1 protein-coding gene is annotated in these 511 nt (G+C 62.8%); it reads left to right on the forward strand.

Annotation, left to right across the window (positions count from 1 at the left end):
* Window positions 1–202 precede the first annotated feature (202 nt).
* The coding region (locus ACFPVS_RS13700) for a TetR/AcrR family transcriptional regulator (RefSeq protein ID WP_378595866.1) at window positions 203–511 on the forward strand (309 nt) is incomplete at its 3' end.

Below are 511 nucleotides of genomic sequence, written 5' to 3' on the forward strand. Positions count from 1 at the left end.
CGTGCGGGCGGCGGAGAGGAAGACGATATCGTTGGAGTGGCTCATGGTGGTTCTCCCGATGTGGCGTGCGGTTCCCGATGGAGCCGCCTTGTGATTGTAAGTCGAGATCGCGGGTTGGCCCGCGCTGCGTTGACCCGCTGACGGGGCTGTGCTTTTCTCAGGGTCAACCAAGCAAGCGCTAGTGTAAACGTCGATGAATGTAATGAATGAGTCCCCGCGCCGCAAGGAGCTGACCCGCCAGGCCGCCCAGCTATTTGTCCAGGAGGGCTTCGACCCCACCACGGTGCGCATGCTGGCCCAGGAGATGGCCATCAAGTCCGGAAGCCTCTTCCATCACTTTCGTGACAAGCAGGAGATCCTCACGGCAGTGATCGAGGAGGGCACCCACAACGCCCTGGTCATCGCTCGGGACGCCCTTTCCCGATGCGACAACAGTGCCACGGCCCGGTTGCATGCCATGGCGCGCGCCCACCTCGAGACGCTGCTCACCGATCGTAACGCCCACGTGGTG

This window comes from Neisseria weixii, assembly GCF_042658245.1.
GTDB classification, from domain to species: Bacteria; Pseudomonadota; Gammaproteobacteria; order Burkholderiales; family Neisseriaceae; genus Neisseria; species Neisseria weixii.